Source organism: Anoxybacillus mongoliensis, from assembly GCF_014201515.1.
In the GTDB taxonomy this organism is placed as follows: Bacteria; Bacillota; Bacilli; order Bacillales; family Anoxybacillaceae; genus Anoxybacillus; species Anoxybacillus mongoliensis.
The window spans coordinates 349,935-376,773 of sequence record NZ_JACHEQ010000001.1; the positions used below are offsets into that span (position 1 = coordinate 349,935).

Consider the following 26,839-nt stretch of genomic DNA (forward strand, 5'->3'; position numbering starts at 1 on the left):
GAACGTCCCCCCTCGATGTCGTGGCTTCATTCATACGTATGACAAGGGTATAAAAAAAAGAACACCCATTTTTATGAGTGTCCGTCATATAGCTGTTCAATTGGCTGAATCATTGCAGTCATTGCTTGGGCGAACAACTCGTTTAAACGTTCTTCGGCATGAATGAGTCGTGCTATGTTTTCATTCATCTCAATGACGTGCAAATGTTGTTGGAGCAACTCCATATCCGCATCGCTTACTGGCAATCCACTTATTTGCTTTTGTTGCAATTGTTTTTGTAACGTACGAAATCTAGCAAATAATTGGTGCGCAGTCGGATCGCGCTGCACTTGCTCATACGCGCGACGAAGCTCTGCAAACGGCTCGCTTGTACGGATCGCTTCCGAAAGTTCATGAATAGCTTGAAGGACGTCCATGGGACACGCTCCTCTCATTTTCCCTTTCTTTTTACACTATGAGCGAAGCGGCCACTATATGTCTACAGCTGAACGAAAAACGTGATACAACCTTGAACGAGCCCGATAATCCCACCTAACAAAGCACCTAAATATGTAATCATTTTAAATTCACGACGCGAAATCGTTAAAATCATTTCTTCCAGCCGTTCAACTGAAAACGATGCGACTTCTTCACGCACGACATCTTGCAAATGGAGGCGTTTCATCCATTGCTCGATGCGTTCGGAAGCAAATTGCAAAAGAAAACGAACGAACGTCGGCAATGAGTCACGTACATAAGGGGCAACAAGTACACCAAGCGGTTTTTGGAGTGGCTCTTGTACAATTGCTGCGGTGAGATGTTTCACCCATGCGACAACTTTTTCTTGATCGATGATTTGCTCCACCTCATGTATGCGCATTTTCTTCACTTTTTCCCATTCGTTGTTGAATAGTTGTACAAGCAGTTGTTTCGCCCCATCGCTTTGTAAAAATTTCACGATTTCCGGGCGAATTTTTTCCGCCAAACTAACGTTGCCAAGAAACATTTGAAGCATATTACCAAACATGCCGCGGCTTTGTAAAAATTCATTGATCATATGTTCAATTTGACGCTCCCCTTGCTCGCCCTCTACATACGTGCGCAAACGAAGCAATAAACGATCGACGATAGAAGGAATAGCATGATCTACTTTTTGCAATAACTCACTTGGAATGATTTCATCAAGCGGACGTTGCCGATATTGCGACATCAACGTTTTATATTTTGCTTCTATCCATGTTTCCACAATTTGTTCAGGGTAGCTCAAACCAAACTGCTCAAGCCATTGTTTAACAGTCCGATCTGATTGCAGCCATTTTTCTACTTCTTCTTGTACATAGCTCGTCATATCTTGAACGAACGATTGATCGTTTAATTTTCGACGCAATCCTTCGGCTGTTAATAAATGTTCCACAACCATGCGCCCAAGTTGTTCCGCTAATTCCTCTCTCCGTTTCGGAATAAGCCCAGGCGTAAACGGTAGTCTTTTTCCTGCGATATAAATTGGACGATACGGTCGAAAGAGCATTTTAATCGCAAGAGAATTTGTCATTCCTCCAATAAATGCCCCGACCACGATCATAAATAATAAATAAAGAAAAAGCCCCATAACGATCTCCCTTCTGCCAATAAGCTATTCTAACCATTCATTATAGGGCTTGTCCGTTATGAGCGCAAATATGTGATAACTGTTTATGCAACTGTTTTAAACATTTACATAACAATAGACGAAACACTTCTCGCTCCGTCGCATGTTCAGATGCAAACCATGCTTCTTTATATATATTCATTTTCTCAAATTGGTGTCGCCAATCATCTTTTGTCTCTTTCTTTTCTCTATCCCATTCCTTTCCGATGTGTAATACATATAAATAACGAATAAGTATTTCTTCTTCTTCATCTAAATGGTAATTCATTAATGTGTGTAAAAACTGAACCATCATCCCTCTCACCTCTCGTCATGAATATATGTCGACATGAAAAGAATGATGTATACTTTTTTTCCGTTCATCCAAAATAACGCATAAGGGGGCGTGTATAATGAAAGAACGCGATAATTACGAATGGGACATCGATCGCATGATCAATGAAGGGATGGCGGGAGGTTATGTATATTCATGCCATCACGCAACAAATATTGAAGAAGCACGCGATGTTCAAGCGGAACAACCACCACATGAAGTAAGATGAAGCGGCGAGCATTTTCTCGTCGCTTTTTGTATAATGAAAATGAGCGTGGTGGGAGACGAAAGGAATGGACATACATGCTAGAAAAATTGCGAGCATATTATCAAGATGCGTTTGTTGAATATGGACAAGCGAACGAACGAGATGAGTACGAGTGGTTTGCTACAGAACATGGTGAGCTTTTCGGCATCAAAAGAGAAGTGCTCACACCAAAAGAACATGCGCTATTAGCAACATTATTTACGCCGCATGAATCGTTGACTACTTGGATGAACAAACAACAACAAGCATGGTATCGTTTTTTGATCCAAGGTGATGAACGTGCTTTTGACCAATTACCTACTTCGACATATACACGATTTATTTACTTTTACATACAAAAAGGAACAGTAGACACGCGTGATTTTATGGAAGCCATTCAATCGCTTTTTCCTTATGACGTGACGATCATTTCCGAAACAGAACAACAATGGTTGATCATTGAGCAACAAGAAGAGAGCGTTGCCTCTACCCTTCACGAATGGATTGATACGTTATGTAGCGATTTTTACATTCAGTTGCGAGCATATATTGGACAAAAATGCCCACACTCACTGGCGCTTGCGCATGTATTTGCGGCAGAAAAGCGATATTTTTACATCGGGCTGAAACATACCCCTGCTCAACGCGTCTACTGCATTGAAGACGTCTTTCCTCTTTTGTTCATTAACGGTGAGGAGATGACATATGCAACGATGTTTTTACAGTCGTTCAAACAAGAGCACGACATGTTAAAAACGATGAAGACGTTTTTTGAATGCAATTTAAACGTCTCACTGGCGGCGAAAAAACTTCATATGCACCGCAACAGTTTGCAATATCGCATCGATAAGTTTATTGAAAAAACAGGCATTGATATGAAACAGTTTAAAGGGGCGCTGACTGTTTATTTAGCTATTTTGCTTCATGAACACAACTAGGCACATTGCCCGAAAACGTTTTCTTTTTTTTGTGCACGTTGTCCATTTACGCGTCGTTCGTTTTTATATATGCTTGAATCAAATGAAAATCGATTACATGAGGAGGCATATATATGGCTGAGCTTCGTTTAGAACATGTGTATAAAATTTATGACAACAACGTAACAGCTGTAAAAGACTTTAACTTGCACATTAAAGATAAAGAATTTATCGTTTTCGTCGGTCCATCAGGTTGCGGAAAATCAACAACACTCCGAATGATCGCAGGACTTGAAGAAATTTCAAAAGGCGATTTTTATATTGACGGGAAACGAATGAATGACGTTGCGCCAAAAGATCGCGACATTGCGATGGTGTTCCAAAACTACGCGCTTTATCCACATATGAGCGTATATGACAACATGGCGTTTGGATTAAAATTACGCAAGTTCCCAAAAGATGAAATTGATCGTCGTGTTCGCGAAGCCGCGCGCATTCTTGGTCTTGAGCAATATTTAGATCGCAAGCCGAAAGCATTATCTGGCGGTCAGCGTCAACGTGTTGCATTAGGACGTGCGATTGTACGGGATGCAAAAGTGTTTTTAATGGACGAACCTCTTTCCAACTTAGATGCCAAATTGCGTGTCCAAATGCGCGCAGAGATCGCAAAACTTCACCAACGTTTAGGCACAACAACCATTTATGTTACACACGATCAAACGGAAGCAATGACGATGGCGACGCGCCTTGTCGTTATGAAAGACGGAGTCATTCAACAAGTCGGTACGCCAAAAGAAGTGTATGAAAAACCAGAAAATATTTTCGTCGGTGGATTTATCGGTTCACCAGCGATGAATTTCTTGCGAGGGGTTCTACAAGACGGTGTATTCGTTATCGGCGATGTGAAAATTGCCGTGCCAGAAGGAAAAATGAAAGTGCTTCGCGAGCAAGGTTACGTTGGAAAAGAAGTCATTTTAGGTATTCGTCCAGAAGACTTCCACGACGAGCCTGTATTTCTTGAAGCATCCCAAAATACAAAGGTCAGCGCTCATGTCGAAGTCGCAGAATTGCTTGGTGCGGAAATTATGATATATTCGCAAATTAATGGTCAAGAATTTGTTGCACGCGTCGATGCACGCACAGACGTCAAAGCAGGTCAAACGATTGATCTTGCGTTAGATATGAACAAAGCCCATTTCTTCGACGTCAACACGGAATTGCGCATTCGTTCAAACAATGAAAAATAATCGCTTAGCCCGTTCTGTTGAGCGGGCTTTTATTCTTGAATGAATTGAACGATATCGTCATCACAACGATCACAATGAAACAAATGAACACAAATGTGTCGTTTTCTCGTTTCGGCATATCCATCAACCATCTTCATCGTATCCGTATCCATATACGGACTGTAATCATCGAAATAATCCGTTAATTTTCCCTCATCTTTTAATTTTTCCCCACATTGATCACAATAAAAAACGATTGTCCGCAAACCGTTGCATAACGGACAAATATGCATATTCATCCCTCGCTTTGTTATTTTCCATTATCTTTCCCACTTCACAAAAAATTACCACATAAAAAAAAGAATAATAACATGTTTTTTCCCCAAAATAGTAGTACAAACAAGCAAACAACATTCGATGGGTTAAGCCAAGTTGGCAGCGTGAAAAACATCACGCGTTGCTGGTGCAAATCCAGCTAACCCAACCATAAAAAAATGTAACGAGGAGATGATTGAACATGGCTAACACAAATCAATTATTAGTATACGGTGCACAACAAGCAATCGATCAAATGAAATATGAAATCGCTCAAGAATTTGGTGTAAACCTTGGACCAGATGCAACATCACGCGCAAACGGTTCAGTTGGTGGCGAAATTACAAAACGTCTTGTTGCAATGGCGCAACAACAATTAGGCGGATCTTACACAACTAAATAACATGGCTAAAAACCCCCAAGCGATTCGTTTGGGGGTTTTACTGAATGCGTTTCAAAAACTGTCGTGTCCGATCATGTTTTGGGTGTGTAAATAGTTGCTCTGGATGACCACGCTCAATAATCATTCCTTCATCAAAAAAAATCACTTCATTAGCCACTTCGCGCGCAAAACGCATTTCATGGGTGACGACAACCATCGTCATTCCTTCATTCGCCAAATCTTTCATCACTTTTAACACATCACCAACAAGTTCTGGATCTAATGCGGACGTCGGTTCATCAAACAACAACACTTTCGGTTCCATCGCAAGCGCTCGTGCAATCCCGACACGTTGCTGTTGTCCTCCGGATAATTGGAACGGATACATGTGCATATGATCTTTTAAACCGACTTTCGCAAGCAATTGTTCCGCTTTTTCTTTCGCTTCATGTTTGTTTAGCCGCTTTACTGTCATCGGCCCTTCCATCACATTTTCAAGCGCCGTCATATGCGGGAATAAGTTATACGCTTGAAACACCATTCCAGTCAAACGACGAAAGTTAGTTATTTCTTTTTTCGATGGTTTGTTTGCAAACTGAAGTTGTTTCCCATCAATTGTTACTGTTCCTTCATCGGGCATTTCTAATACGTTTAAACAACGCAATAACGTCGTTTTCCCTGACCCCGATGGACCGATAATGACAACGACTTCCCCTTTTTTTACAGTTAAATGTACGCCTTTTAACACTTCATGATTTCCAAACGTTTTGCGTAATTTTTCAACAACTAACATCGTAGCTCTCCTTATCCATTTATCGAACGACGTAGCGACTTAGACGATTTTCCACATTCCCTTGAATCATTGAAAGGAAAAAGCAAATGACCCAATAAATGAGCGCAGCTTCAGTATAAAGTAGTAAAAATTCATAATTTGTTGCGGCAATCTCTTGCGCCTTGCGAAACATTTCTGAAACAAGAATGAGCGAAGCAAGAGACGTATCTTTCACTAAACTAATGAACGTATTCGATAGCGGCGGAACGGACACGCGGGCAGCTTGTGGTAAAATGATGCGCCGTAACGTTTGCACATCGTCCATTCCGAGTGAATATGCCGCTTCCCATTGACCTTTTGGGATCGATAAAATCGCAGCTCGAATAATTTCCGATGCGTATGCCCCAACATTTAATGAAAATCCGATGATTGCGGCAGGCAATGGATCTATCGTTATGCCTACTGTCGGTAGTCCATAAAAAATGATGAACAATTGCACAAGTAATGGCGTGCCACGAATCGCAGACACATATGCTCGCGCTGTCCACTGCAATCCTTTAATGCTCGATAATCGAGCTAAAGCAGTGAAAAGCGCAATGACTAATCCAATAAGAAACGTAATAACCGCAAGCGGAATCGTATATAACAAAGCTCCCTTCGCCAATGGGAGAAGGGAACTTTGCGCAATATTCATCAATCGATCTAACCGTTCTGGATCCATCAACATATTATTTAGATACATCTTCACCAAACCACTTTTCTGAAATTTTTGCGTATGTGCCGTCATCCATCATTTCTTTCAACGCTTTGTTTACTGCCCCAACAAGTGTATCGCTTCCCTTGCGGAACATGAGACCGCTTTGAGAAGCATCATTGTGTGTGGCGACAATTTGAATCGGCGCATCTGGTTTTTGTTTTAGAAAATCAAGAACAGATAATTTGTCGTTAATCGTTGCATCCACTCGTTTAGAGCTTAACAATTCAATTGCTTGGTTAAATCCTTCGACTCCAACGACTTCCGCTCCATACGAACGAGCTAAATCCGCATAGTTACTTGTCATCGATTGTGCTGCTTTTTTTCCTTTTAAGTCATCAAATGATTTGATTTGTTTGTTTTCTTTATGAACGACAAGAACGGCTGCTGACGTGATATATGGATTAGAAAAATCGTATTTTTCTTGGCGATCTGGTCGAATACCGACTTGGTTTGCAATCATATCAAAACGTTTCGCATCTAATCCAGCAAACATCGCATCCCATTGCGTTTCTACAAATACAGGTTTCACACCGAGACGTTTGGCAACTTCTTTAGCAATTTCCACATCAAATCCTGTTAATTCACCCGTTTTATCGTGAAACGTGAACGGTGGGTATGTGCCTTCCGTTCCGATTTTTAATTCCCCTTTTTCTTTTATTTGGGCAAACAAATCGTTCTCTTTCTCATTTTGACCGCAACCTGTAAGCAATACTCCGACGATCAACAGCGCGATCAACGATAACCACTTTTTCATGATAATACCCCCATTATTCTTATCGGTTTTTATGCTTATTCATCGTAATGGAAGTTGAAGAAGATGTCAATAAAAAAAAGGAGCAAATCGCTCCTTCCTTTTTATACATTTTCTACAATGGGTTCTCGAATGCGCACAAGCACTTTGCGAATACGGCGGTTTTCCACTTGGCGAACAGTGACCGTTAATGATTCGTATTCAAACGACTCACCAACGGTGGGGATGCGTTCAAACATTTCAAACACCCACCCCCCAAGTGTATGAGAAGAACTTTCTAATTCATCAATTCCTAAAATGTCACAAAACTCATCTAGCGGCAATTCAGCATTAAATTCATATTCGTAATCGTTAATTTTTTGAAACGTTTTTACCGCTTCGTCATGTTCATCCCATATTTCACCGACAATTTGTTCTAGAATATCTTCTAACGTAATTAGCCCAGATGTACCGCCAAACTCGTCGATGACAATTGCCATATGCACTTTACTTTTTTGCAATTCAGGCAATAACGTTGATATACGCATCGACTCAACGACAAATAGTGGGGTACGCAACAATTGGCGAACGTTTACTTCTTTCCCTTGTACGAGTTGACTGAAAAAGTCGCTTTCCGATAAAATTCCGATGACGTTATCAATATCTCCTTCGTATACAGGAACGCGCGAATATCGTTCCCGTAAAAAAATGTCGCGAATTTCCTCGATAGGCTGATTCACTTCTACCGCAACCATATCAATGCGTGGTGTGAAAATTTCACCAACTAAAATGTCGTTAAAATCGAGCGAACGATGAACAAGTTCTTTCTCTTTATTATCGATTACCCCTTCTTCTTCACTTAAGTTCACCATCACTTTAATTTCTTCTTCTGTGACAGAAGGAATATCGGATTGATGACCAACGAGTTTCGAGACAAGTTTTTTTAACATGACAAGCAATGCTGTAACGGGAGTAAATAGTTGAATTAACATATACAGCACATCGGAAATAAGGAGTGAAAATGACTCCGCATGTTCTTTTGCCAACGACTTAGGCAACACTTCGCCAAAAACTAAAATTAAAATCGTCATGCCAACCGTACTAACAACCAGACCTGTGCTACCACCAAACAAATCCGTTGCCACTTTGGCTGAAATGGAAGCCGCAGCAATGTTCACGATATTATTTCCGACTAAAATCGTAGAGAGGGCTTGGTCGAAGTTTTCTGCAATATATAATGCTTTTTTACTTCCGCGTCGTTTTTCATCCACATAATTTTTCAAGCGAATTTTATTCACGCTCGAAAATGCTGTTTCTGAAGCTGAAAAAAAAGCGGATAATAAAATTAAAACAACGAGTAAAAAAACTAAACTCAGAGGCAAATCTCCCAATGAACATTCACGCTCCTAATCGAATTAATGGTCATGATTAATATATACGTTAATCATACCAAATTTAGCTGAAAAAGAAAACGACCGCGCAATCTGCACAGTCGCTCTTATGACTCGATCAACGTTGTACCGATAAAAAAAGTTAAAAGCAATACGTACGTAATATTTAACGTAATCGAAAGTTCTTCCACTTATCCGTCCCCTCCATCAATATATTTCCCATTTCTATTTTAACAATGGTGGGAACGATTTTGTTTGTCAATGATGTGAACATTTTTTACTCATGAAACGCCCAATGATTCGTCGGTCCGTGCCCGCTGCCAATTTGCAACGTCTGTTCAACAGCGGCTTGAATGAAACGTTTCGCCACATCTACCGCTTCGTATATTGTTTTTTCTTTGGCAAGTTGTGCTGTAATGGCGGCAGCAAACGTACATCCTGTTCCATGCGTATGTTTCGTGTCGATGCGCTTGCTTTTCCATTCATAAAATTGTTCTCCGTCGTATAAAAGGTCGACAAGTTCATCTCCTTCTCCATGTCCACCTTTCATGACGACGTACCGAACGCCCATGTCATGAAGCTTTTTCGCTGCTTCTTTTCGTTGTTCCAACGTTTCAATTCGCATATTTGTCAACACTTCCGCTTCTGGAATGTTCGGTGTTAACACATAAGCAAGCGGCAACATATGACGTTGCAGTGCTTTTACCGCCTCTTGTTTTAACAGTGGAGCCCCACCTTTTGCAATCATCACCGGATCGACGACAACGCGTATCCAGCCATGCTGTTTTATTTTGCAAGCAACTAATTCAATTATTTCTTCACTAAATAGCATCCCCGTCTTCACCGCATCTGGCGATAAATCAACAGCAACGGAATCGATTTGTCGTTCAACCGCTTCAACAGAAAGCGGATATACTCCTTGTACACCGAGCGTATTTTGTGCAGTTACCGCAGTAATGGCTGACATGCCAAACACACGGAGCTGATGGAACGTTTTTAAATCCGCTTGAATGCCAGCCCCTCCACCGCTATCCGAACCTGCAATCGTCAACGCTTTATGTGTCATACTTTCACCCCAAATATTGATAATATAGCCTCTTCGCTTCTTGAATGTCATTTGTCCCATGAATGAATACACGCCCATCCGAAAAGACAACAAAACGACGCCCGTCCACTGTAAACGAACATAAATAGTCGTTTTGTTCTACCTGAATTCCGCATTTTTCCAAAAACAAAAGAAGCGTTGTCCACTCTCGCTCTCCTCGACGTGCAGGACGAATTTGTACGGTTTCCCGTCCACACAACACCGCAAATTTCGTTTCATTTTCGTATTGGAGAGCTGGATAAGTTCTCGTTTTACCGCACGATGGACAATCGTCTTTTTTTAACTTGTGCACATCGATCATCCGATATTGTCCTTGCCATATATCAAACGAAACAAGTTTCCGATTCACTTGAGCATGCACGCATATTTTTAACGCTTCAACCGTTTGATGCGCAACAACCATATGAACGACAGGACTAATAATCCCAACGGTATCGCACGTCGCGTTGCCAAGGGGAACTTCTTCAAGTAAACAACGCAAACATGGCGTTTCATTCGGGATAATGACGTAGCTTAATCCGTAACTTCCTACGCACGCCCCATAAATCCACGGCACATCATACTTTTGCGAAACGTCGTTAATGATCATGCGCACATCAAAATTATCGGTACTATCTAAGATGATATCGGGTCGTTCACGTGCAACAAAATCATCAAGCAAACGCGCATCTGCATCCGCAACAATCGGTTCAACAACCACGTCTCTATTGATTGCTCGCAAATGAACAGAAGCAGCAATCGCTTTCGGCAATTGCTTCGCTGCATCATCTTCCGTATATAGCTGTTGGCGTTGCAAATTGCTCCATTCAACATAATCGCGATCAATGATTGTTATTTTCCCAATCCCTGCACGTACAAGCGTCTCTGCATTTGCGGCCCCAAGCGCTCCAGCACCGATAATGAGCACATGTTTTTTACGAATATATCGTTGTCCTTTTTCTCCGATCGGCGCAAACAATTGTTGGCGTGAGTAGCGATTCATGAAACGACGCTCATCCCTTCCATCGGACTGCTCGCTGTGGCATACCGCTTTTTCGGAATGCGTCCGGCTTCGTACCCAAGTCTCCCTGCCTCAATCGCAAGCTTCATCGCTTTCGCCATTTTTACCGGATCTTTCGCACAAGCGACCGCTGTATTTAACAATACTCCATCCGCCCCTAATTCCATTGCCAATGCCGCATCGGCTGGACCGCCAATGCCTGCATCGATAATGACAGGTACGGTTGCTTGTTCAATAATGAATTGAATGTTCAATGGATTCACAATTCCTTGTCCCGATCCAATCGGTGACGCACCGGGCATAATGGCGTGGCAACCGAGTTGCTGCAACCGTTTTGCTAGCACAACATCATCTGACGTATACGGCAAAACGATAAATCCTTCTTCTAATAACATTTCTGTGGCTTTCAACGTCTCAACTGGATCAGGCAACAACGTTTGATCGCATCCGATCACTTCCACTTTCACCATGTCACAAAGCCCAGAAGCTTTCGCTAAACGAGCGATGCGCACCGCTTCTTCCGCCGTTTTCGCCCCAGCTGTATTCGGTAGCAGTTTATATTTTGTTATATCTATTTTTTCTAAAAAATTCGGCTGATCGGATGCAAAAATGTTCATTCGTCGCACCGCAAACGTTAAAATTTGTGCGCCTGACGCCTCTACTGCTTCTTTTTGAATGTCGATATTGGGATATTTCCCTGTGCCAAGCAATAAACGAGAGTGAAATGTATACGGCCCGATTTGTAACATATTATCCTCCCCCTACAAAATGAACAATTTCAATGCGGTCACCATCTGCTATGGCTGTATGTTCATAATCTTCTTTCGGAACGATATGCATATTGATTTCCACAATCGCAATCTTTTTATGAATATGAAAATGGTGCAACAATTGAGCGACTGTACTCACATGTGATGGCAAATGTATTGTCTCACCATTAATGATGCAACGCATGCCCCTCCCCCTTTCTTGTTAGCGAAAACGGTGTTATATCAAATGGAATTTCTTTTCTTTCAATCATATCGCTTACAATTCTTCCTGTGATGGCGCTTAATAAAATGCCGTTTCGATAATGCCCTGTCACAACGAATACGTTTTCATATTGTGGATGTGCTCCGATATAAGGTGTGCCATCTTTTGTTTGTGGCCGAATGCCTGCCCACGCTTTTTCAAATGTGGAATGAGCGATAGCCGGAACAATTTGCATCGCACGCGCTAGCAACTGCTGTACGCTACATGTTTGCACTGTTTTCGCAAACGAATGCGCGATGGCACTAGCACCGATTACAAGTCGATTGTTCGCTTTCGGCACAATATAACATCCGTTTTTCGCAAATACAGTCGTCTGTAAAAGCGGTGTCTCTGTCGTAACCGAAACACACTCTCCTTTGACCGGATACATATGTAGCGACAACCGCAACTTTTCAGCTAACATTGACGTCCATGCCCCGCATGCGATGACGATTTGTTTTGCATATATCGGCCCGCTCGTCGTTTTTACTCCTACAACACGTTCCCGCTCGAAAATAAAATCGTACACCTCCGTATACGGTAAAAAACGCGCCCCTTTTGCCATTGCTCCATGAGCAAAAGCGAGTGAGAGCTGTTTCGCGTCCACTTGTTGATCGAGCGTGTACATCGCACCATATTCATTTTGTACGTGCGGTTCGATTTGTGCCACTTCATCAACTGTTAACCAACGGACGTGTGTTAATTGAACACGCCTCCAAAATTCATAATGTTCCGTTAATTTTTCGTACTCTTCCATTGTTGTCGCCAGCTTTAACATTCCCGCTTCATTCCATCCGATTTCAATATTTGTTAGCTCTCGCAGTTCGGCAATAACAGTTGGAAATGCTGCTTGGCTCGCCAAAGCAAGTGGGATGAGCGGGTGATCTGCCGAAAACTCGGAATGTGCACCAAGCATCCCAGCTGCTGCCGATGATGCTTCTTGCGCTAACTCTCCCCGTTCGATGACAACGACTGATGTTTCTCTTTTCGCTAACTCAAAAGCGATGCTACTGCCGATAATGCCTCCCCCAACAATTAAAACGTCCATGTATTCGCCCCCATTTGTTTCCGATATAGTTGAACCATATGTAGCGGATCGTCCGCCTCAAACACCGTCGACATAACCGCAATTCCTTTCACTTCCGTCAAGAACACATCGCGAACATGAGAAGGTTTAATGCCTCCAATTGCAATAACAGGAATACGTACATAGCTTGTCAACTGGCGCAACGATGAAAGCCCACGTGGCTTTACTCCTTCTTTACAGTTCGTCTCATATATATGTCCAAAAACGACGTAGTCCGCTCCTTCGTTTTCCGCCCGCTTTGCTTCTTCAAACGTATGCACGGAGCAACCGACGCGCAAAAAAGGAAACCTCTCTTTTGTTCGTTTGGGAGACAGACTATGATGAGCGAGCTGAACGCCGCCAACGCCATAAACGACAGCGACGTCCACCCGATCGTTGACGATTATTTTTTGTGCTGGGACACTTGCTTCAAGCAATTTTTCTACAATCATACCTATCTCTTTTGCCGAACGATGTTTTTCACGAATATGAATAAAGTGGGCATACGGATGAACGAGCGATGAAATATGAACAAACGTTTCGATTGACTGTCTTCCCGTCGAGATGAGATGAAGTTCTTTCATCTTATCGCACATCCTTGATCGCGACGTATGGAAGCGCACCTGCCATGTAATAGCCAACAGCGACAATGACACACATGACGACAAATAAATACACATCATATTTTCCGAGCGTCACTTCATAATAAAACGTACGTGTCCGCTCACTCGTAAACCCTTTCGCTTCCATCGCCACCGCAATGCGTTGAGCGCGGCGAATGCTTTGCGATAAAAGCGGGATCGCATATCGCTTCATCAGTTCAAGTTTGCCGCGAAACCCTTTCGCTTTTGCAGCTCGTCGTACCTTCAACGCTTGATGCACCGTTTGAAATTCTTCTAACATGATCGGCAATAAACGAATGGCAGCTAAAAAACTATACGCATATTTTGGTTTCAATTTCGCTTGTTGCATGAGTGAATAAAATAAAAGGACGGGCTTTGTCGTGAGCGCAAACATTAACCCGAAAATCGCAAACAAAAGCGTACGAAATCCGAGATGAACGCCGCGGTAAAAACTTTCTTCGGTAATGTGAATAAGCCCCAAGCGAAACCACGTCGTCTCCCCTTTTCCAAACAAAATCATCGACGACGACGTAGAAATGAAAATGAATAAAAACGGAACGAAAAATAAAAGTACATGCTTCATTCGATAACCGCTAAACAGCATAAATAACGCGGTAAACCCAATCGTCCAATTGATGAGCACATTCGGATTATGGACAAAAACAATCACAACAAACATCGGCAAAAATAACAATAATTTCGCTGTCGGATTTGTTTGATGCAACCATGTCTCTTTATATTCGATATTCCATCTCATCCCATTCCACCTCGCACCAACATACGAGGAGCGATCGGTTCATCAGCAACAAGCTTTCCGTTTTCAATGACCCATCGTCTCGTTGCAAATTGGGACACGATCCGCTCATCGTGCGTCACCATGACAATCGCCTTTCCTTGTTGTCGATACGCTTCAAGCCATTCGAGCAACGCAAACGTATTTTTTGCATCTTGCCCAAATGTCGGTTCATCAAGAAGCAATATGTGATGGCGCTCCGTTACTGAAGCGGCAACACTTAGTCGCCGCTTTTGTCCCATCGACAATTGATACGGATGTAAATGCCGATGCTCGTTTAAATGAAAACGCTCAAGCAATCGCTCGACTTCCTCAGCTACTTCATGCTCTGAACGTTTTTCAAGACGGAAAGCATACGCTAACTCATCATCAACACGATTTGTAACAAATTGAAATTCTGGATTTTGAAAAACAAAGGCAATGTTATCGTACAACAACTCGTCATTTGTTAACGGCTGTTGTTGCCAGTATATATCGCCTTCTGTTCGAATGAGTTTCATCAAGCTTTGTAGCAACGTACTTTTGCCGGCGCCGTTTTCACCTGTAATCGCAATCCATTCGCCCGCATAAATCTTTAACTCGTCGACCGCTATTTTTTCCTCTTTTTGTCGAAAGCCGCGAAGCGATTGTACATGTAACAGAACATCCGCCTGCACATAAGGTTGTTGCGCTGTTTTTGGCTTTTCATACGTTTCCCACACGTCTGGATACCAAATGCCTTGTTCAGCAATAAACGAACAATACGTTGAAAAAATTTCATTCGTTGAACCGTCGGCGATGATCTCACCATGTTCATTAAATAAAATGATGCGCTCGACAAAATCAAGAATGTGATCAATTTTATGTTCAACGATCACAACCGTTCGGTCCTCCGCCACTTCTTTTAACGTTTCCCATACCGTTTTTGTGCCTTCTTCATCGAGAAGCGCCGTCGGTTCGTCTAAACATAACACATCAGGTTCAAGCGCTAAAACCGATGCAATCGCCAATCGCTGTTTCATTCCACCTGATAATGTTTGAATTGGCACATGAACGTGTGGAAGGCGAAGGCGCACACGTTGAAGCATGTGCGCGATTTTTTCATTCATCTCCTCGCGTGGCACACCGAGATTTTCGAGCACAAACGCCATCTCTTCATCTACATACGGCATACAAAACTGCGCATCAGGATCTTGAAACACATAACCTACACGATTTGGAATATGCAGCTTTTTCGCTTTCATCGGCACATCGATCGAGCGCGGAATAATGCCTGCCATCACTTGCAAAAGCGTGGACTTTCCGCACCCTGATGGACCTAAAAGCAACACTTTTTCTCCTTTTTTAATCGAAAGCGATACATCGGTAAATAACCGCTTTTCTGCTCCCGGAAACTTTAATCGCAACTGTTCGATATGAATCAATGATGTCACCTTCTATTTATCAAGTGAGTCGTAATCTTCTTTTGTCGTTGGGCGCAACAATTGCGTCACACCTGTCGCTTCGAGCGCTTTCACAAGCGAATAAGCAAATACGCCAGCAATGATAATCGCTCCAACGAAACGCGCACCGATAAATAACGTTAAATTCCACCATGCTAATTGGTCAATATATCCTTTATAAAAATCAAGAACGAGGGAAGCGATCGTCGAACCAACAGCAGCAAGCGACACAACAGCGACATCGAAACGTTTATAGCGAAAAGCAGCAAAAACAAGCTCCGCGAGCAACCCTTGCACAAAGCCGTAAAATAGCACCTCAAGCCCCCATTCAGAGCCAACTAAAAACTCCCCTGATGCCGCAGCGACTTCCGCAAGCAACGCCACCCCTGGCTTACGAATCAATAAATATGCGACAGTTGCGGCAATAAACCACATGCCATAAATAAGTTGATCGAGATGAAGACCAAGCGGTTTTACTGCATAGTAAAGCGGTCCCCACACTTTATACACAATCCCAAACACAATCGCTACAACAACGGTCGTTAATACGTCTGTTAATTTAAGCCCTTTCGTTTGCATAAACATCCTCCTCTTCAATTGGCCAACGTTCTAATTTGTACGCCATGTCCCAAAATAAATATTCATACTGACTGCTGATCAAAAAATGTTGCTTCATTCGCGCTAAATCTTTTTCGCTAGCTGTTTTTGCGATGTCATTTAAGCGCGCAATTTGTTGTTCGACAAGCTGTCTAAACCAATCGGAGCCATACGCTTCAATCCATTTCGCATAAATCGGATGATTCGGCTTGCAATGCTTTAACCTCTCACCAATTTCGTAATACAACCAATAGCACGGTAAAATCGCCGCTAATACATCACCGAAGTGTCCTGCAAACGCTGCCCGATACATGTGCGATGTGTACGCATACGCAGTTGGAGCAGGAACAAACGACGCCTTTTCCTCTTCTGTAATACCGAGCTCTTTCATAAATGTTTCATGTAGACGAAGCTCAGCTTCATACGTATTTTGCGCATGATTCGCCATGCTTGCGGTCGTTTGTAAATCGTCAGCCATCGCTCCGCCAAGCGCTTGCACTTTCGCAAAGTGTGTCAAATAATATGAATCTTGTAATACATAATACCGGAAACAACGTAAATCAAGCGTTCCTTCTCCGAGCTCTTTCACAAACGGATGATGAAAGCTCGCTTCCCAAATCGGATCGACAGCTTTGCGCAACTGTTCTGAAAACAACATTTCCTCTCCCCCTTAAGAAAAATAAAAAACCACTTTCTTTTGCGCAAAGAAAGTGGTTGTAAACGATGGAAATTAATAAAAGACACACTTCGCACCGTCTCCACTTCCCTACGCTGGTATGATCCAGATCAGGTTCTAAGGGTCTCAAAGGCACACTTTGATCTCAGCCTATCTAAAGGCCCCCCTAGTGGAATGCAATGGCATGATTCACTTTGTCACTAATATTAGCATATTTCATTGAATTGTCAAATATTTTTATCCATATTTGCGCACATCGTTTTCTTCCTGTATGCTAAAGTAGCGAATATATAGTCAGGAGTGGGATGTATGGCAAATGTATTTTTGAAACGAAAAAGAAAAAAGCGGCTCGAACTTGGACATCCGTGGGTGTTTCAAAGCGAAGTCGATTATATTGAAGGAGATTTTGAACCGGGTGATTTCGTCAACGTATATAACCACCAACGTCACTTTTTAGCGAAAGGATATATTAATCCGAAATCACAAATGATCGTGCGCGTGTTGACGCAAAATCCAAATGACGAATTAAATGCGCAATTTTTTATGAACCGCATTCGTCAAGCGTGGGCGTATCGCGAGCGCATGATTCCGGGCGTTCGTTCATGCCGCGCCGTTTATGGAGAAGCGGATTTTTTACCTGGGCTCATTGTCGATAAATACGAAGATATACTCGTCGTCCAAATTTTATCGCTTGGCATGGAAAAAAGAAAAGAATGGATTTTACAAGCACTTCTTGACGTCTTTCAACCGAAAGCGATTTATTTACGCAACGACGTCCACGTGCGCGAATTAGAAGGACTAAAACAAGAAAAAGGATTTTGGTACGGCACGTGCGATACGAACGTACAAATTGAAGAAAACGGCGTGAAATATATTGTCGACATCGAAAACGGGCAAAAAACAGGTTTTTTCTTCGATCAACGTCAAAATCGTGCCGCGATCAAGCCGCTTATTACAAGCGAATCAACCGTGCTCGATTGTTTTACGCATACAGGTTCATTTATGTTAAACGCCTGCTTATACGGAGCAAAACATGTGACCGCTGTCGATATTTCTGAACATGCCATTGAAACGGCAAAGCGAAACGCCGAGTTAAACGGATTTACAAATGTGGATTTCGTCGTTGCAAACGCGTTTGACTATTTACGTGAATGCGTACAAGAGGGAAAAAAATGGGACGTTGTCATTATTGACCCACCAGCGTTTGCAAAATCCGCCCATGCGGTGCCAAAAGCGCTTGCCGGCTATAAGGATATTAATTTAAACGGCTTAAAACTCGTCAAAGACGGCGGCTTTTTCGTAACGGCAAGTTGTTCATATCATGTGCATCCGGATATGTTTCAAGCGATGGTTGCGGAAGCAGCGTTTGATGCAAAGAAAATTTTACGTCAAATTCATTGGAGCGGTGCAGGGTATGACCATCCGAAACTGCTTGCCGCTGACGAAGGAGATTATTTGAAGTTTGCCATTTATGAAGTGCATTCACGTAAGTAACAGGTTGGCGCATGCCAACCTGTTTAAAAATAGACAAAATGATTGTGCACACATTGCACAAAAACAGGGTATACTAAAATTGAAACCGCTTTCTTTTTGAGGTGATGAAAATGGCATTAAAAACAATTTGTCCGAAATGTTTTGGGAAAAAGAAAATGAAAATCTGTTTATCACTTTACAAAACATGCTCACTATGCAATGGAACAGGAAAAATTCAACAATCGCCAACAAAACGAATTAGTTAAAAAACACTTCGCACCAATCATTGATGCGAAGTGTTTTTCATTTATGCCACCGCTTTTCTTCGTTTCGCTTTCGCTTGCGCCCGCAAAATTTTCACGGATAAATAAATACCCGTCCCTGTTAAAATGATAATGGAAATGGCAGCTACATCGATGATGAGACGATTCCAAAGACCAAGTTTTCCAACGTGAATGGCACGCACAAATGAAGCAAAATGATTTACTTCTTTTTTTACAACTGTACCGTCTGGTGCAATCGTCACTAACGTCCCGTCTTTATCGTTTAACCGCACCATATACATCCCGTGATTCATCACGACGCCAACTTCATCCATTGAAAACGCGCCCGATTCACTCGCTTTTTTTACCGCATCGATCATATTTAACTGCGCATGTCCATCACCATGCGCATGCTCATGATTTCCATGCGAATGCCCGCCCATTCCCATTAACCAACGTTCAGTTAACAACAATCCTGTCACCGCTTCCAAAAGTAAAAATACTGAACAAATGAGCCCAATCCATAAGTGCAAATTACGCGTTTTTTTCATATGTACTCCTCCAACCAAATTCATATTTTACAAATGTAACTGTAAAACATGAATTTGGGAGAAGTTTGAAAAGTAAGTGAAAGAAATGTGAAAATCCCCTTTTCCATATCGGAAAAAGGGATTTTTTATTATTTCATTACATATACACGAGCTTCGTACGGACGCAATGTAAAGCGCGTCGCATGTTTATGCGGTTTCACATCGTAGTTTGCTAACACCAATTGCTCGCTATTCAATTTCAATGAATCATAACGATACATCGTTTTACGGTCTGTTAAGTTCACGATGACAATCGCTGTTTCTTCGCCGAGTGTGCGCGTATATGCATAAATCGCTTTATGGTTTTCTAATATTAAATCATATGTTCCGTAAATAAATACTTCGTGTTGTTTTCTTAGTTGAATCATGCGCTTGTAAAAGTTTAGTACAGAGTTCGGGTCGTTCAACTGCTTTTTGACGTTAATTTGTTTATAATTTCCGTTCACACCAATCCACGGTGTTCCAGTCGTAAATCCAGCATTTTCTTCATCCGACCATTGCATCGGTGTGCGTGAATTATCGCGACCGTTTTTCCAAATCCATTGCATCACTTCTTCATGTGAACGACCTTTGGCGCGCTCAATGCGATAATAATTTTTAATAGCGACATCGTCATATTCATCAATCGTTTCAAATCGGACGTTCGTCATGCCAATTTCTTGTCCTTGATAAATAAACGGCGTCCCTTGCATAAGGAAATATAATGCCCCTAACGCTTTGGCGCTTTCAACAAGATATTGTTCATCATTTCCCCATGTCGACACCGAACGCGGTTGATCATGATTTTCAAGGAATAGTGCATTCCAGCCGACGCCTTCTAGTCCTTTTTGCCATTTTGTTAATACACGTTTTAATTTACGAACATCAACACCGCCATCTGTTCCTTTTTGCCAAAGTCCAAGATGTTCAAACTGAAAAATCATATTAAAAATGCCATTTTCTTCACCGACCCAATCTTCCGCTTCCTCCACAGTAACTCCGTTCGCTTCTCCAACCGTCATAATGTCATAACGCGCAAACGTTTGCGCTTTGAGTTCACGAAGATAGTCCATGATCCCTTCTTGATTCATATGTCCATCAAATGAAGGGACATAGTCAAGTCCTTTTGGATTTGGCAAATCCGGAAGACCTTCTTTTTTCTTAATGTGTGAAATCGCATCGACACGGAACCCATCAATGCCTTTATCGAGCCACCAGTTAATCATATCATATAAAGCGCGGCGAACATCTTCATTTTCCCAATTCAAATCCGGTTGCTTCGTCGCAAACACGTGTAAATAATATTGATCCGTCGTCTCGTCATATTCCCAAGCAGAACCGCCAAAAATGCTTTCCCAATTGTTTGGCTCTTTGCCGTTTTTCCCATCGCGCCAAATGTACCAATCGCGTTTAGGATTATCCTTTGATGAGCGCGACTCAATAAACCATGGATGCTCATCGCTCGTATGGTTAATAACAAGATCTAAAATGACTTTCATGTCGCGTTTATGAATTTCTTCAAGCAACTGATCGAAATCTTCCATCGTTCCAAACTGTTCCATAATGTCTTGATAATCGCTAATGTCATAGCCATTATCTGCATTTGGCGATTTATAAATCGGACAAATCCATATGACATCGATTCCAAGTTCTTTTAAATAGTCAAGCTTTTGGATAATCCCTTGTAAATCACCAATCCCGTCTCCATTTGAATCCATAAAGCTTCTTGGATATATTTGATATGCAATCGCTTCTTTCCACCAAGCTCTTTTCACATGAAATCCTCCTCAATTGACTCAAAATAAATCGCTTTCAATGATTATTACTCTTTCATGTTAATATACAAATTGCTTTGTTTAAAGAGGAAGTTGCACTTTTTCATAAAAAATTTCGTTTTATCTGTGCAAACGTTTCACTTTTTTATTATAAAAGTAAACGACCGCTTTGGCGATCGTTTACTTTTATACTTATTCCATTGGAGCCGTTTTATTCTGCGTACGAGAAATCGTAATGCGGCCGATGAACAGCGCAAAAACAAAACCGATGCCGACAAAGATTAACCCATATAAAAACACATCGCTTAACGCATCAACGAGTGTTTGTTTTAATACGGGTACAAACATTTGTTGCATTTGTTCGGGAATTTTTTTCAACGTATCCGGATTTAAAATGACCGAATATACGCTTTGCGGATTCGATTCAACGAGTTGTTTAAATGAATCCATCATCGCATGCGCTTGTGCTGGTAATTTCTCTAACAGCGGAAGAAACTTCGCTTCTAATAAATCTTTCGAACGGTGGTTCATAATCGCTCCTAACAACGTTGCCCCAAACGTTCCACCAATTTGACGGAAAAATTGACTCGATGATGTCACAATACCGAGCTGCGATTTTGGAAATACTTCTTGTAACGCTAGTGTAATGACCGGATTGACAAATCCTAGTCCAAAACCGAGCGTTGCCATAAATAACATCGCGGTCCACTTATTCGTATCGACGTTCATCGTTGACAATAAGAAAAAGCCGAGCGCCACAAGCACCATTCCGACAATGACTTGCGGACGAACGCCAATTTTTTGTACAAGTCGTCCGCCGATCATGCTTGCAATAATGAGCGCAAACATCATCGGAAACATCATCGTTCCTGATTCGGATGGGCTCATGCCGATAATACCTTGCATAAAAAGCGGGACGAACATAATTGCTCCAAACATACCGACAGACATAAAAAATCCGACACTATTAAGCACAACAAATGTTTTATTTTTTAATAAATGCATCGGCATAATCGGCTCTTCTGCTTTTCGCTCAACAAATACAAATAAGCTAAAGAAAACAACAGAGCTAGCTAATAAAGAAACGATTTGCCACGATAGCCAATCGTATTTATCGCCACCAAACGTTAAAGCAAGCAATAACGAAACAACCGCGACAACCATTGTAAACATGCCGGCCAAATCAAGCTTCACCCGCTCAGCGATGCGGTGGTTATGCAAACCGATCGAAATGAGCACAATTGCTAATACACCAACAGGAAGGTTAATGTAAAACACCCAGCGCCAATTTAACGAATCAACAATCCATCCGCCGACTTGCGGACCGAGAATAGACGCTAATCCAAATACGCCACCGAATACACCTTGCCATTTTGCCCGCTCTGCTCCTGTAAACAAATCACCGATGGCAATCATCGCCATTGGCATCATAATGCCGCCACCAATACCTTGAATGGCGCGGAAAATAATAAGTTGAGTCATCGTATCCGCCATACCACATAACGCGGAACCAATAATAAAAATCGCTAATCCTGACACATAGATCGACTTTCGACCAAATAAATCAGCAAGTTTCCCGGCAATCGGGACAATCGTTGTCGATGTGAGCATGTATGCTGTCGTTAGCCATGCCATCATGCTTAATCCACCAAGCTCGCCAACAATGCGAGGCAACGCTGTGCCAACGATCGTGCCGTCAAGTGCCCCAAACAACATCGCCACAAGTAATCCGGTAATTAAAATACCTCGTTTTTGTTGTATATTTGCAATACTTGTTTGTATCGCTGCTTGTTCTTTCATATATCTCACTTCTCCTCTTTTTCGTTTGCCGCAGCAATTTTTTCGATGATATGGACAAACTGCTCAAGTTCATCGAATTGTAGTTGACTCAAATAACGCTCAATAATTTTTCTTCGTTCCGCCCGTGCATGCTGAAGCATTTCTTTCCCCTTTTCAGACAATTGTACATACACGACGCGACGGTCTTCGTCATCTCGTTCGCGCAGCACAAATCCGCTTTTATATAAGCGGTCAATCATTGTCGTAATGGCGCTCGGTTTGACAAACATTTCGTCCGCCAATTCGCTCACTGTACATTTCCCACGCTTCGACAACAAGTTTAAAATAAAAAACTGCGGTTTCGTTAAGCCAATTTCCTCCTTAGCCAAATCAGCTGCTAATTTGCGAAGGGCTAACGAAAACGCATGCTCTAATCGCTCAACAAGCGCGGTGAACGGCGTTTGCTCCATACGCATCCCACCTTTTTAACGACATAAATATTTAACATAGTTAAATATACACAAAAGAAAATATAAAGTCAATGAAACATTCTTGACGTATCAAATGACGCGCTTGCTCATACATTGTCATAAGGAGGGAGCGCGATGAAACGAGATGAACAAAAAGCATTAGAAAAAGCCATTTCCGAAATTACGGAAATTGCCGAAGGGTTTGGGCTTGATTTTTATGAAATGCGCTATGAAATTTGCCCAGCTGATATTATTTACACATTTGGAGCATACGGCATGCCGACACGTTTTTCACATTGGAGTTTTGGGAAACAATTTCATAAAATGAAACTTCATTATGATCTCGGATTAAGTAAAATTTACGAGCTTGTCATTAACTCCGATCCGTGCTACGCCTTTTTATTAAATACAAATACGCTTATTCAAAATAAATTAATTGTCGCACACGTCCTTGCTCATAGCGACTTTTTTAAAAATAACGTTCGCTTCAGCAACACAAAACGAGACATGGTCGAAAGCATGGCGGCAACAGCGGAACGAATTAAGCATTATGAGCACGAATACGGGAAACAAGAAGTCGAAAAGTTTTTAGACGCTGTATTAGCCATTCAAGAGCATATTGACCCTTCGCTTCTTCGCCCGAAGCTTTCATGGACGATTGCTGATACAGAAATATACGAAGAAGATGATGAAGTACCGAAACCGTCGCCATATGACGATTTATGGTCGCTTGATGAAAAGAAAAAAGCACCACAAACGCGAAAAAAACGAAGAAAATTTCCACCGCAACCCGAAAAAGATTTGCTATTGTTTATTGAAGAATATAGCCGTGAACTTGAAGAATGGCAGCGCGATATTTTAACAATGATGCGTGAAGAAATGCTTTATTTTTGGCCGCAGCTCGAAACGAAAATTATGAACGAAGGATGGGCAACGTACTGGCATCAACGTATTTTACGTGAGATGGATTTAACGAGCGATGAAGCGATTGAATTTGCCAAATTAAATGCCGGCGTTGTTCAACCTTCCCGAACTGGAATTAATCCGTATTACTTAGGATTAAAAATTTTTGAAGATATCGAAAAACGCTGGGACAATCCGACAGAAGAAATGAAAAAGCTCGGTGTCAAACCGGGTTCAGGACGTGCAAAAATATTTGAAGTACGCGAACTAGAATCTGACATCTCCTTTTTGCGTAACTATTTAACAAAAGAGCTCGTCATGCGCGAAGATATGTATTTGTTCCAAAAACAAGGAAAAGACTACAAAATTGTTGATAAACATTGGGAACATGTGCGGGATCAGCTTGTAAACATGCGCGTCAACGGGGGATTTCCATATATTACAGTCAATGACGGCGACTACATGCGCAACGGGGAGCTATATTTAAAACATTCGTATGAAGGCATTGAACTAGACGTCAAATATTTAGAAAAAGTGCTTCCTTACATTTATCAACTTTGGGGACGCGCCGTTCATATGGAAACGATTATTGAAAACAAACCGACGCTGTTCACATACGACGGACGAAACGTACAACGAAAATATATATGAGCTACTGAGTGCATCAGTAGCTTTTTTGCTGAAACTTTTTTCTTTTTTTTCCGTACATACATATAAATAACAAGAAAGGTGGGTTTATATGGAGAAACGTTCAGTTACAGGAATCATCATCGGCACAGTGGCAGGTCTTCTTCTTCTTATCGCTGCATTAACATCATGGTACACCGTTGATGAGTCAGAACAAGCGATTATTTTAACGTTTGGTAAAATTGATGAGGAAGTGACGACACCCGGACTACATTTTAAACTTCCTTGGCCGATTCAAACAGTAGAAACGTTATCACGCGAAACGTTTAGTTTACAGTTTGGATACAAAGAGGAAAACGGAAAAGTCGTCGCCTCAAACAAAGGGGATACAAAAATGATCACCGGCGATGAAAATATTGTCCTCGCTGATATGGTCGTACAATGGAAAATTACTGACCCTGCGAAATTTCTCTATCGTTCATACGAACCGGAACAAATTTTATATAATGCGACATCTGCTTCTTTACGTAGCGTCATCGGTAGCTCAAAAATTGATGATGCATTAACGTCGGGCAAAGCGAAAATTGAAGCAGATGTGCGCGAGTCACTGACCGCATTAATGAAAAAGTATGATATTGGTATTTCGATTTTAGCTGTGAAGTTACAAGACGTGGACTTGCCAAATGACGAAGTGCGCAAAGCATTTACAAACGTTACTGATGCACGTGAGACGATGAATACAAAAATTAACGAAGCGAATAAATATCGCAACAAACGGACGAAAGAAGCCGAAGGTGAAAAAGACGCCCTCATCTCCCAAGCCGAAGCTGATAAAGTAGCGCGCATTGAAAAAGCGTATGGGGATGTCGCCAAATTTAACGCCTTATACGAAGAATATAAAAACGCGAAAGACATTACAAAACAGCGACTAATGATTGAAACGCTTGAACAAGTCCTACCGTACACGCGCATTTACATTATGAACGACGATGGCAATACGCTAAAATATTTACCAATTCAACCGATCGAAAAACAAACGACAGAGAAAAAGAAAGAACAAGGGAGTGGTAATGAATGACAAACTTCCAAGACGATCAAAACATCATCACCTTGAAGGATAAACTTCCGAAGAAATGGTTTCGGTTTATCATTAGTGGCGGCATTGGACTTATTTTACTTATCGTTATTTTAACAAATATATACATCGTTCATGAAAATGAATATAAAGTCGTACGTCAATTTGGCGAAATTGTTCGCATCGATCAAACGCCTGGATTACGCTTTAAAATTCCTTTTATTCAAAGCGTGACATCATTGCCGAAAGCCCAAATCTTTTATGACGTAGCGGAAGCGGAAATTAATACAAAAGATAAAAAGCGAATTCTCGTCAACCATTACGCCATTTGGGAAATTACAAATCCGAAAGAGATGATTCAAAACGCTCGGACATTGGAAAATGCAGAATCAAAAATGGATGAATTTATTTTCTCCATTGTCCGCACCGAGCTTGGACGGTTAAATTACGATGAAATTATTAATGATGAAAAGTCATCGCGCGGCAGCTTAAACGATGAAGTAACTGCAAAAGTAAACGAGCTGTTACAACAAGATCGTTACGGCATTCGCGTCATTGATGTGCGCATGAAGCGCATTGACTTACCGGAGGAAAACGAACAGTCTGTTTATAAACGCATGATTTCTGAACGCGAATCAAAAGCGCAAGAATATTTATCAATGGGAGATGCTCAAAAACAGCGTATTATTGCTCAAACAGACCGTGAAGTAAAAGAAATGCTCGCCAAAGCGCAAGCGGATGCTGAACGTATTCGCGCAGCAGGCGAACGAGAAGCAGCGCGTATTTATAACGAAACATTTGCAAAAGATCCTGAATTTTATTCGTTTTACCGTACGCTCGAATCGTATAAAACGACGATCGGCGAAGATACGGTCGTCATTTTACCAGCCGATTCACCTTACGCGAAATGGCTATTGGGGCAAACGCGCTGAACTT

At 41.7% G+C, this 26,839-nt stretch carries 30 protein-coding genes and 1 riboswitch; of the genes, 8 read left to right on the forward strand and 22 right to left on the reverse strand.

Annotation, left to right across the window (positions count from 1 at the left end):
- Positions 1 to 71: 71 nt before the first annotated feature.
- The 3 genes from HNR43_RS01790 to HNR43_RS01800 all read right to left on the reverse strand — a co-directional run bounded on the left by HNR43_RS01790 (position 72) and on the right by HNR43_RS01800 (position 1,919).
- Positions 72 to 416, reverse strand: a complete 345-nt coding sequence (locus tag HNR43_RS01790) for a YlbF/YmcA family competence regulator (RefSeq protein ID WP_183240675.1) — start codon at positions 414 to 416, stop codon at positions 72 to 74.
- 62 nt (positions 417 to 478) lie between these two features.
- On the reverse strand, positions 479 to 1,588 hold the full coding sequence (locus HNR43_RS01795; protein WP_183240678.1) for a DUF445 domain-containing protein: 1,110 nt from the start codon (positions 1,586 to 1,588) through the stop codon (positions 479 to 481).
- Between the two features lie 40 nt (positions 1,589 to 1,628).
- Positions 1,629 to 1,919 carry a hypothetical protein gene (locus HNR43_RS01800; RefSeq protein ID WP_246346206.1) on the reverse strand — a complete coding sequence of 97 codons (291 nt, stop codon included), beginning with the start codon at positions 1,917 to 1,919 and terminating at the stop codon, positions 1,629 to 1,631.
- Positions 1,920 to 2,019: 100 nt separating this feature from the next.
- Between HNR43_RS01800 and HNR43_RS01805 the strand changes: the two genes are divergently transcribed.
- The 3 genes from HNR43_RS01805 to HNR43_RS01815 all read left to right on the forward strand — a co-directional run bounded on the left by HNR43_RS01805 (position 2,020) and on the right by HNR43_RS01815 (position 4,351).
- Positions 2,020 to 2,169, forward strand: a complete 150-nt coding sequence (locus HNR43_RS01805; protein WP_183240682.1) for a hypothetical protein — start codon at positions 2,020 to 2,022, stop codon at positions 2,167 to 2,169.
- 74 nt (positions 2,170 to 2,243) lie between these two features.
- Entirely contained in the window at positions 2,244 to 3,125 is an 882-nt protein-coding gene (locus HNR43_RS01810) for a PucR family transcriptional regulator (protein ID WP_183240685.1), read from the forward strand.
- A 113-nt stretch (positions 3,126 to 3,238) separates the two neighbouring features.
- Positions 3,239 to 4,351: an ABC transporter ATP-binding protein gene (locus HNR43_RS01815; protein WP_183240687.1), complete on the forward strand. Its 1,113-nt coding sequence runs from the start codon at positions 3,239 to 3,241 to the stop codon at positions 4,349 to 4,351.
- Positions 4,352 to 4,380: 29 nt separating this feature from the next.
- Here the strand turns inward: HNR43_RS01815 and HNR43_RS01820 are convergent, their stop codons facing one another.
- Positions 4,381 to 4,623 carry a hypothetical protein gene (locus HNR43_RS01820; RefSeq protein WP_183240690.1) on the reverse strand — a complete coding sequence of 81 codons (243 nt, stop codon included), beginning with the start codon at positions 4,621 to 4,623 and terminating at the stop codon, positions 4,381 to 4,383.
- A gap of 224 nt (positions 4,624 to 4,847) precedes the next feature.
- On the opposite strand from HNR43_RS01820, the gene HNR43_RS01825 reads away from it, so the two are divergent.
- Positions 4,848 to 5,048 carry an alpha/beta-type small acid-soluble spore protein gene (locus HNR43_RS01825; protein WP_003395655.1) on the forward strand — a complete coding sequence of 67 codons (201 nt, stop codon included), beginning with the start codon at positions 4,848 to 4,850 and terminating at the stop codon, positions 5,046 to 5,048.
- A gap of 37 nt (positions 5,049 to 5,085) precedes the next feature.
- Here HNR43_RS01825 and HNR43_RS01830 read toward each other — a convergent pair whose 3' ends face one another.
- The 14 genes from HNR43_RS01830 to tenA form a co-directional block, all read right to left on the reverse strand.
- Entirely contained in the window at positions 5,086 to 5,820 is a 735-nt protein-coding gene (locus HNR43_RS01830) for an amino acid ABC transporter ATP-binding protein (protein WP_183240692.1), read from the reverse strand.
- A 19-nt stretch (positions 5,821 to 5,839) separates the two neighbouring features.
- The gene (locus tag HNR43_RS01835) at positions 5,840 to 6,541 is read right to left on the reverse strand and encodes an amino acid ABC transporter permease (RefSeq protein ID WP_183240695.1); all 702 of its coding nucleotides are present in this window, start codon (positions 6,539 to 6,541) and stop codon (positions 5,840 to 5,842) included.
- The gene (locus tag HNR43_RS01840; RefSeq protein ID WP_183240697.1) at positions 6,528 to 7,310 is read right to left on the reverse strand and encodes an amino acid ABC transporter substrate-binding protein; all 783 of its coding nucleotides are present in this window, start codon (positions 7,308 to 7,310) and stop codon (positions 6,528 to 6,530) included. The genes HNR43_RS01835 and HNR43_RS01840 overlap by 14 nt, the downstream gene beginning before the upstream one ends.
- A 101-nt stretch (positions 7,311 to 7,411) precedes the next feature.
- Positions 7,412 to 8,677 carry a hemolysin family protein gene (locus HNR43_RS01845; protein WP_183240699.1) on the reverse strand — a complete coding sequence of 422 codons (1,266 nt, stop codon included), beginning with the start codon at positions 8,675 to 8,677 and terminating at the stop codon, positions 7,412 to 7,414.
- Between the two features lie 277 nt (positions 8,678 to 8,954).
- On the reverse strand, positions 8,955 to 9,743 hold the full coding sequence (gene thiD / locus HNR43_RS01850; RefSeq protein WP_183240702.1) for a bifunctional hydroxymethylpyrimidine kinase/phosphomethylpyrimidine kinase: 789 nt from the start codon (positions 9,741 to 9,743) through the stop codon (positions 8,955 to 8,957).
- Positions 9,744 to 9,747: 4 nt separating this feature from the next.
- A complete protein-coding gene (locus tag HNR43_RS01855; RefSeq protein WP_183240704.1) occupies positions 9,748 to 10,764 on the reverse strand; it encodes a MoeB/ThiF family adenylyltransferase in 1,017 nt (338 codons plus the stop codon).
- Positions 10,761 to 11,531: a thiazole synthase gene (locus tag HNR43_RS01860; RefSeq protein ID WP_183240707.1), complete on the reverse strand. Its 771-nt coding sequence runs from the start codon at positions 11,529 to 11,531 to the stop codon at positions 10,761 to 10,763. Before HNR43_RS01860 ends, HNR43_RS01855 begins: the two co-directional genes overlap by 4 nt.
- A gap of 1 nt (position 11,532) precedes the next feature.
- Entirely contained in the window at positions 11,533 to 11,736 is a 204-nt protein-coding gene (gene thiS / locus HNR43_RS01865) for a sulfur carrier protein ThiS (protein WP_183240709.1), read from the reverse strand.
- Positions 11,720 to 12,841: a glycine oxidase ThiO gene (gene thiO / locus HNR43_RS01870; protein WP_183240711.1), complete on the reverse strand. Its 1,122-nt coding sequence runs from the start codon at positions 12,839 to 12,841 to the stop codon at positions 11,720 to 11,722. The genes thiS and thiO overlap by 17 nt, the downstream gene beginning before the upstream one ends.
- Positions 12,829 to 13,443 carry a thiazole tautomerase TenI gene (gene tenI, locus HNR43_RS01875; RefSeq protein WP_183240714.1) on the reverse strand — a complete coding sequence of 205 codons (615 nt, stop codon included), beginning with the start codon at positions 13,441 to 13,443 and terminating at the stop codon, positions 12,829 to 12,831. Before tenI ends, thiO begins: the two co-directional genes overlap by 13 nt.
- 1 nt (position 13,444) lies before the next feature.
- Positions 13,445 to 14,239: an energy-coupling factor transporter transmembrane component T family protein gene (locus HNR43_RS01880; protein ID WP_183240717.1), complete on the reverse strand. Its 795-nt coding sequence runs from the start codon at positions 14,237 to 14,239 to the stop codon at positions 13,445 to 13,447.
- A complete protein-coding gene (locus HNR43_RS01885; protein WP_183240719.1) occupies positions 14,236 to 15,687 on the reverse strand; it encodes an ATP-binding cassette domain-containing protein in 1,452 nt (483 codons plus the stop codon). The genes HNR43_RS01880 and HNR43_RS01885 overlap by 4 nt, the downstream gene beginning before the upstream one ends.
- Before the next feature lie 3 nt (positions 15,688 to 15,690).
- Complete coding sequence (locus tag HNR43_RS01890; protein ID WP_183240721.1) at positions 15,691 to 16,281, reverse strand: ECF transporter S component; 591 nt, start codon at positions 16,279 to 16,281, stop codon at positions 15,691 to 15,693.
- Positions 16,256 to 16,951, reverse strand: coding sequence for a thiaminase II (tenA, locus tag HNR43_RS01895; protein ID WP_183240723.1), 696 nt, complete (start codon positions 16,949 to 16,951; stop codon positions 16,256 to 16,258). Before tenA ends, HNR43_RS01890 begins: the two co-directional genes overlap by 26 nt.
- 88 nt (positions 16,952 to 17,039) lie before the next feature.
- A riboswitch (TPP riboswitch) is annotated at positions 17,040 to 17,147 on the reverse strand.
- Between the two features lie 131 nt (positions 17,148 to 17,278).
- Here tenA and HNR43_RS01900 point away from each other — a divergent pair.
- Positions 17,279 to 18,463 carry a class I SAM-dependent rRNA methyltransferase gene (locus HNR43_RS01900; RefSeq protein WP_183240726.1) on the forward strand — a complete coding sequence of 395 codons (1,185 nt, stop codon included), beginning with the start codon at positions 17,279 to 17,281 and terminating at the stop codon, positions 18,461 to 18,463.
- A gap of 286 nt (positions 18,464 to 18,749) precedes the next feature.
- On the opposite strand, the gene HNR43_RS01905 is transcribed toward HNR43_RS01900, so the two are convergent.
- From HNR43_RS01905 to HNR43_RS01920, 4 genes are all read right to left on the reverse strand, one after another.
- Complete coding sequence (locus HNR43_RS01905) at positions 18,750 to 19,256, reverse strand: PepSY-associated TM helix domain-containing protein (protein ID WP_183240728.1); 507 nt, start codon at positions 19,254 to 19,256, stop codon at positions 18,750 to 18,752.
- Positions 19,257 to 19,384: 128 nt separating this feature from the next.
- Entirely contained in the window at positions 19,385 to 21,049 is a 1,665-nt protein-coding gene (locus tag HNR43_RS01910; RefSeq protein WP_183240730.1) for an alpha,alpha-phosphotrehalase, read from the reverse strand.
- Between the two features lie 192 nt (positions 21,050 to 21,241).
- Entirely contained in the window at positions 21,242 to 22,849 is a 1,608-nt protein-coding gene (locus HNR43_RS01915; protein WP_183240732.1) for an MDR family MFS transporter, read from the reverse strand.
- Between the two features lie 5 nt (positions 22,850 to 22,854).
- Entirely contained in the window at positions 22,855 to 23,298 is a 444-nt protein-coding gene (locus HNR43_RS01920) for a MarR family winged helix-turn-helix transcriptional regulator (protein ID WP_183240734.1), read from the reverse strand.
- A gap of 135 nt (positions 23,299 to 23,433) precedes the next feature.
- Between HNR43_RS01920 and HNR43_RS01925 the strand changes: the two genes are divergently transcribed.
- The 3 genes from HNR43_RS01925 (at position 23,434) to hflC (ending at position 26,835) form a co-directional block, all read left to right on the forward strand.
- Positions 23,434 to 24,852, forward strand: coding sequence for a SpoVR family protein (locus HNR43_RS01925; protein ID WP_183240736.1), 1,419 nt, complete (start codon positions 23,434 to 23,436; stop codon positions 24,850 to 24,852).
- 88 nt (positions 24,853 to 24,940) lie between these two features.
- Positions 24,941 to 25,906: an FtsH protease activity modulator HflK gene (gene hflK / locus HNR43_RS01930; protein ID WP_183240738.1), complete on the forward strand. Its 966-nt coding sequence runs from the start codon at positions 24,941 to 24,943 to the stop codon at positions 25,904 to 25,906.
- Positions 25,903 to 26,835, forward strand: a complete 933-nt coding sequence (hflC, locus tag HNR43_RS01935) for a protease modulator HflC (RefSeq protein ID WP_183240740.1) — start codon at positions 25,903 to 25,905, stop codon at positions 26,833 to 26,835. The genes hflK and hflC overlap by 4 nt, the downstream gene beginning before the upstream one ends.
- The last annotated feature ends 4 nt before the right edge of the window (positions 26,836 to 26,839 follow it).

Coding starts and splice junctions, on each gene's coding strand:
- HNR43_RS01790 (WP_183240675.1), bottom strand. CDS start 416: ATGGACGTCCTTCAAGCTATTCATGAACTTTCGGAAGCGATCCGTACA.
- HNR43_RS01795 (WP_183240678.1), bottom strand. CDS start 1,588: ATGGGGCTTTTTCTTTATTTATTATTTATGATCGTGGTCGGGGCATTT.
- HNR43_RS01800 (WP_246346206.1), bottom strand. CDS start 1,919: ATGGTTCAGTTTTTACACACATTAATGAATTACCATTTAGATGAAGAA.
- HNR43_RS01805 (WP_183240682.1), top strand. CDS start 2,020: ATGAAAGAACGCGATAATTACGAATGGGACATCGATCGCATGATCAAT.
- HNR43_RS01810 (WP_183240685.1), top strand. CDS start 2,244: ATGCTAGAAAAATTGCGAGCATATTATCAAGATGCGTTTGTTGAATAT.
- HNR43_RS01815 (WP_183240687.1), top strand. CDS start 3,239: ATGGCTGAGCTTCGTTTAGAACATGTGTATAAAATTTATGACAACAAC.
- HNR43_RS01820 (WP_183240690.1), bottom strand. CDS start 4,623: ATGCATATTTGTCCGTTATGCAACGGTTTGCGGACAATCGTTTTTTAT.
- HNR43_RS01825 (WP_003395655.1), top strand. CDS start 4,848: ATGGCTAACACAAATCAATTATTAGTATACGGTGCACAACAAGCAATC.
- HNR43_RS01830 (WP_183240692.1), bottom strand. CDS start 5,820: ATGTTAGTTGTTGAAAAATTACGCAAAACGTTTGGAAATCATGAAGTG.
- HNR43_RS01835 (WP_183240695.1), bottom strand. CDS start 6,541: ATGTATCTAAATAATATGTTGATGGATCCAGAACGGTTAGATCGATTG.
- HNR43_RS01840 (WP_183240697.1), bottom strand. CDS start 7,310: ATGAAAAAGTGGTTATCGTTGATCGCGCTGTTGATCGTCGGAGTATTG.
- thiD (WP_183240702.1), bottom strand. CDS start 9,743: ATGACACATAAAGCGTTGACGATTGCAGGTTCGGATAGCGGTGGAGGG.
- HNR43_RS01855 (WP_183240704.1), bottom strand. CDS start 10,764: ATGAATCGCTACTCACGCCAACAATTGTTTGCGCCGATCGGAGAAAAA.
- HNR43_RS01860 (WP_183240707.1), bottom strand. CDS start 11,531: ATGTTACAAATCGGGCCGTATACATTTCACTCTCGTTTATTGCTTGGC.
- thiS (WP_183240709.1), bottom strand. CDS start 11,736: ATGCGTTGCATCATTAATGGTGAGACAATACATTTGCCATCACATGTG.
- thiO (WP_183240711.1), bottom strand. CDS start 12,841: ATGGACGTTTTAATTGTTGGGGGAGGCATTATCGGCAGTAGCATCGCT.
- tenI (WP_183240714.1), bottom strand. CDS start 13,443: ATGAAAGAACTTCATCTCATCTCGACGGGAAGACAGTCAATCGAAACG.
- HNR43_RS01880 (WP_183240717.1), bottom strand. CDS start 14,239: ATGAGATGGAATATCGAATATAAAGAGACATGGTTGCATCAAACAAAT.
- HNR43_RS01890 (WP_183240721.1), bottom strand. CDS start 16,281: ATGTTTATGCAAACGAAAGGGCTTAAATTAACAGACGTATTAACGACC.
- tenA (WP_183240723.1), bottom strand. CDS start 16,951: ATGTTGTTTTCAGAACAGTTGCGCAAAGCTGTCGATCCGATTTGGGAA.
- HNR43_RS01900 (WP_183240726.1), top strand. CDS start 17,279: ATGGCAAATGTATTTTTGAAACGAAAAAGAAAAAAGCGGCTCGAACTT.
- HNR43_RS01905 (WP_183240728.1), bottom strand. CDS start 19,256: ATGAAAAAAACGCGTAATTTGCACTTATGGATTGGGCTCATTTGTTCA.
- HNR43_RS01915 (WP_183240732.1), bottom strand. CDS start 22,849: ATGAAAGAACAAGCAGCGATACAAACAAGTATTGCAAATATACAACAA.
- HNR43_RS01920 (WP_183240734.1), bottom strand. CDS start 23,298: ATGGAGCAAACGCCGTTCACCGCGCTTGTTGAGCGATTAGAGCATGCG.
- HNR43_RS01925 (WP_183240736.1), top strand. CDS start 23,434: ATGAAACGAGATGAACAAAAAGCATTAGAAAAAGCCATTTCCGAAATT.
- hflK (WP_183240738.1), top strand. CDS start 24,941: ATGGAGAAACGTTCAGTTACAGGAATCATCATCGGCACAGTGGCAGGT.
- hflC (WP_183240740.1), top strand. CDS start 25,903: ATGACAAACTTCCAAGACGATCAAAACATCATCACCTTGAAGGATAAA.